General features: G+C 64.7%; 5 protein-coding genes. All 5 read right to left on the bottom strand.

Annotated features, from left to right (window positions below; translation table 11 throughout):
- Window positions 1-881: serine/threonine-protein kinase (locus AHiyo1_RS16095; RefSeq protein WP_059389223.1), on the bottom strand; the 881-nt coding region annotated here is incomplete at its 3' end.
- 4 nt (window positions 882-885) lie between these two features.
- Entirely contained in the window at window positions 886-1545 is a 660-nt protein-coding gene (locus AHiyo1_RS27045; RefSeq protein ID WP_253257418.1) for a PfkB family carbohydrate kinase, read from the bottom strand.
- On the bottom strand, window positions 1542-2042 hold the full coding sequence (locus tag AHiyo1_RS27040; RefSeq protein ID WP_253257401.1) for a PfkB family carbohydrate kinase: 501 nt from the start codon (window positions 2040-2042) through the stop codon (window positions 1542-1544). The genes AHiyo1_RS27045 and AHiyo1_RS27040 overlap by 4 nt, the downstream gene beginning before the upstream one ends.
- Before the next feature lie 52 nt (window positions 2043-2094).
- A complete protein-coding gene (locus tag AHiyo1_RS16085) occupies window positions 2095-2712 on the bottom strand; it encodes a bifunctional 4-hydroxy-2-oxoglutarate aldolase/2-dehydro-3-deoxy-phosphogluconate aldolase (RefSeq protein ID WP_253257400.1) in 618 nt (205 codons plus the stop codon).
- Window positions 2713-2787: 75 nt separating this feature from the next.
- The gene (locus AHiyo1_RS16080) at window positions 2788-3462 is read right to left on the bottom strand and encodes a hypothetical protein (protein ID WP_340639339.1); all 675 of its coding nucleotides are present in this window, start codon (window positions 3460-3462) and stop codon (window positions 2788-2790) included.
- Window positions 3463-3584: the final 122 nt, after the last annotated feature.

The following is a 3584-nucleotide window of genomic DNA, read 5'->3' as shown; positions in this document are numbered from 1 at the left end:
CCATTCGGGGCAACGGGCGTTGGCGCGGGAACGCCGGAACTGAAGGCATCCCGCAGTGCTTGCTCAACCTCCAGTGCGCCGGGCCGGGCGGAGGGCTCAGCCGATGTCATGGCGGTGAGGAGGTCAACCCACCGCGTCCCGAGGGCCTCGGGCACACGGGGCGGCCGGTGGAGCCGCGCAACGGCCGACTCCACGCTGGTTCCCGGGTACTCGAGCTTTCCGGTCAGGCATTCGAGGAGGAGAAGGCCGAGGGAGTAGATATCGCTGGCCGGTCCGAGGGCAGAGCCGGTGGCCTGTTCCGGACTCAAGTACGCGGCGGTTCCCACCATGGTGCCCGTTGCCGTCAGGCGCGTTCCCTCGATGATGCGGGCGATTCCGAAGTCGGTGAGCTTGGGCCGGATGGGTGACCCTACCGGGGCTTCAGGCAGGAGGACATTCGCAGGTTTGATATCGCGGTGGATGATCCCGCGCCCATGGACGTATTCCAGGGCCGATGCCAGATCCGCTCCTATGTGGGCTACGTCTTGGGTCGTCAGCGGCCGGTCCCGCAATCTGGAATACAGATCCGGACCATGAATCAGTTCCATAGTGAGGAATGTCCGGGCATGCTCCGGGTCCCGATGGTCGGTACCGGCATCGAAGAGAGTCACGAGTGACGGATGGTTGAATGTCGCCAGGAGCCGCATCTCGTTTTCATGCCGGGCAAGCTCGTCCGGCCCTCCGAGCTGGGGAGCAAAGAGCTTTAGCGCCACGTCGCGGCCTAGCCTCTCGTCCTGTGCCCGGTACACCGACGCAGTCGCGCCGCGGCCGATCAGGGTTCCCAGCCTGTACCGACCCGCAATAAGAGCATCGCTGTCTCCAGTGATAGGGCCATCCGGCACGGGTTTACCTCGCATTCTTCGAACCGACGGAGCCCGTACAGTCTAGGCCCCCTTTGCCGGGGACATGGACATTCGTCCCCCGTGGGGTAATCGTCCCGAATGGAGGGAAGGTTACGGTTCGGCGCGGCGGGCCAGATCGAGCTTCCCATCGCTTCAAGCTTGGTGCTGCCGCGTAGGCCCCTGCCGCGTAGGCCCTACAAAGAAGGTGCTCATCGACTGACCGGTTCAGGGTTGCCGAGGAGTCGCAGTTCATCGCGCCGGGGGAGCCCCTCCCAGTCGCCGGGCACGAGACACACAAATGCACCGGTTCTGACGGCTGTCTGAAGACGCTCCCCAGCCCCCAAGCCTTCGACGAATTCGGCGAGGTATCCGGCCACGAACGCGTCGCCGCGCCCACGGTATCGAGGACGTCGATTTCCATGGCTTCCTGTCGGAAGAGTTGGCCGTCGATGAATGCCAACGCGCCATCTGCGCCCAACTTGATAATCACTTGGCCCGGACCCATGGCGGCGATGCGCCTGGCGGCCTCTTCGGCGTCGCTGACTGTCCCGACTGCGAGTTCGGCCTCCTCAAGGCCCGCGAAGACGATGTCCACGTGCGGGATGATCTCGCGGTAGGCGCTTCCGGCGGCCTCGGCGTCCCAGAGCTTGCTGCGGTAATTCAGGTCGAAAGATGCCGGAACACCGGCTGCTTTGGCTGCGGCGACAGCGTAGTGAAGGTGGAAGCGGCCTGCGGAGAGAGCGCCGGGGTGATCCCGCTGACATGGAGCAACGCCGCCCCCGCAATCAGCCGTTCGTCGACGTCGTCGGGCGCAATCCGGGAACCCGCACTGCCGGAGCGATAGTACGCAACTTTCTGGGCTGTGGGGGTCCGGCGTTCCTTGACCATCAGGCCGGTCGGCGCGTCGTCGTCCACCGTCACGTGGACGACGACGCCCTCTGCGCGGATCTCCCGCTCTACAAGCTGGCCGAGGGAATCCGCGCCGATGCGGCTGCACCAGACAGCTTGGACACCCAGGCGTTGCAGGCCGATGGCGACATTGGACTCAGACCCTCCGATGCCGAGGCTCATGGTGGACGCATGGGCCAGCGGGCCGGCCTTGTCCGAAGCCATGAGCGCCATGGTTTCGCCAAGGGTGACGACATATGTTCCGTGGCTCATCGGGATTCACGCGCCCCATCAACGAGGTTCCGGACCCGTCGCGCCCGCGTGGTCAACTCAGGCAGACTCCCGCCCTTGAAGGCATCGCCGAGGAGCGGCCCTCCGAGCTCACCGCCAATGCGCCTGCGCGGATCCATGCAGGTACGTCTTCGATAGTGAGGCCGCCTGACGGGACCACTTGGATGTCAGGGAAGGGGCCGCGGAGTTGCGATATGTAGCCGGGCCCGACCGTGGATGCGGGGAAGAGTTTGACGGCGGTGGCGCCTAGCTTCCAGCCGGTGTGGAGCTCGGTGGGAGTGAGCCCACCGGGAAAGACGGGCACGCCGCGTCGAGTGCAGGCAGTGATGACGTCCGGTTCGGTGATGGGCGTAACGATGTACGCGGCGCCCAGGTCGAGTGCCGTTTCGGCCTCAGCAGGAGTGGTCACCGTGCCGACGCCGATTTCCACGGCATCGCCGAAGCGATCGAGCAACAGGGGAAGCTCCTCAAACACTCCGGGCGTGCTCAAGGTCAACTCGATACTGAGCACACCGCCGACCCGAAGGGCTTCGATGACGGGGCTGTAGTCCTTGGCATGCTTGGCCCGCAACACTGCCACGACCCTGGTGTCGAGGAGGATGGCGGATGGCGCCGGACTGGAGACGGTGTCCGGGGTTTCGAGATGGAACATGGATCCCCTTCGTATCTTGGTTGGCTGGCGGGCCTTCCCGACGGCGGCACTTGCCGCCGTCGGTTGCTTCGGGTGCTATTGGACGTGCTGCGCTTCGGAGGTCACCGCGATAATCCCGCTTTTGCCGTGTGCCGCGTCCTCGGGGTCCGTGAGGTCGCGGTTCAGGGTTTCCGGTGACATGCGGGTGGCGATGAAGCTGATCAGCATGGTCGCCGACATATAGATCGCCACGGGAATCCAGGAGTTGCTGAACATCCCCAGCAGTGCCGCGCAGATCATGGGAGCGATGCCTCCGCCGATGATGGAAGAGAACTCGCGGCCCAAGGTGACGCCTGCGTAGCGGTAGCGGCTGCCGAAGATCTCCGGGAAGTAGCTCATGTGCACGCCCACCACGCCTTGGCATGCCAGGACGAAGCCGACCACGATCACCAACACGATGGCTACCGGCGAGCCGGTGGTCAGCAGCAGGAACGCTGGGGCCGGGAACAGGATGAGTGCGCCGGTGATAAGTGATACGACGCGCCGGCGCCCGATCTTGTCGGACAGGATTCCGAAGGAGACCGCCGCGACCCCGCCGCAGAGCGAACCGATGAGCAGCACAGGGGGAATGAACTTTGGGTCCGTTCCGATCACGGTGATGAGGTACGAGGCCATGAACACCTGGATCGTGTATGACTGGGTGCTGACGCCGAGGTTCATCAGGATGACGCGCAGGACGTTGGCCTTGCCGTATTTGGCAACTTCCCGCAGGTGCCGGGGGTTCCGTGCGGGCCTGCTTGATCTCTTCGAAGACCGGTGATTCGTCCAGCTTGCGCCGGATGACCAGCGCTGCGATGGTCACGAAGATGCTGGAGAGGAAGACGAGCCTCCAG

The sequence above is a fragment of the Arthrobacter sp. Hiyo1 genome (assembly GCF_001263615.2).
In the GTDB taxonomy this organism is placed as follows: Bacteria; Actinomycetota; Actinomycetes; order Actinomycetales; family Micrococcaceae; genus Arthrobacter.
The sequence above is the reverse complement of the archived record's forward strand: the minus strand, read 5'-3'. Positions and strand labels throughout refer to the sequence as shown.

Bases quoted from the DNA above. Each gene is read 5' to 3' on its own strand.
- AHiyo1_RS27040 (WP_253257401.1), bottom strand. From the start codon at position 2,042: ATGAGCCACGGAACATATGTCGTCACCCTTGGCGAAACCATGGCGCTC.
- AHiyo1_RS16085 (WP_253257400.1), bottom strand. From the start codon at position 2,712: ATGTTCCATCTCGAAACCCCGGACACCGTCTCCAGTCCGGCGCCATCC.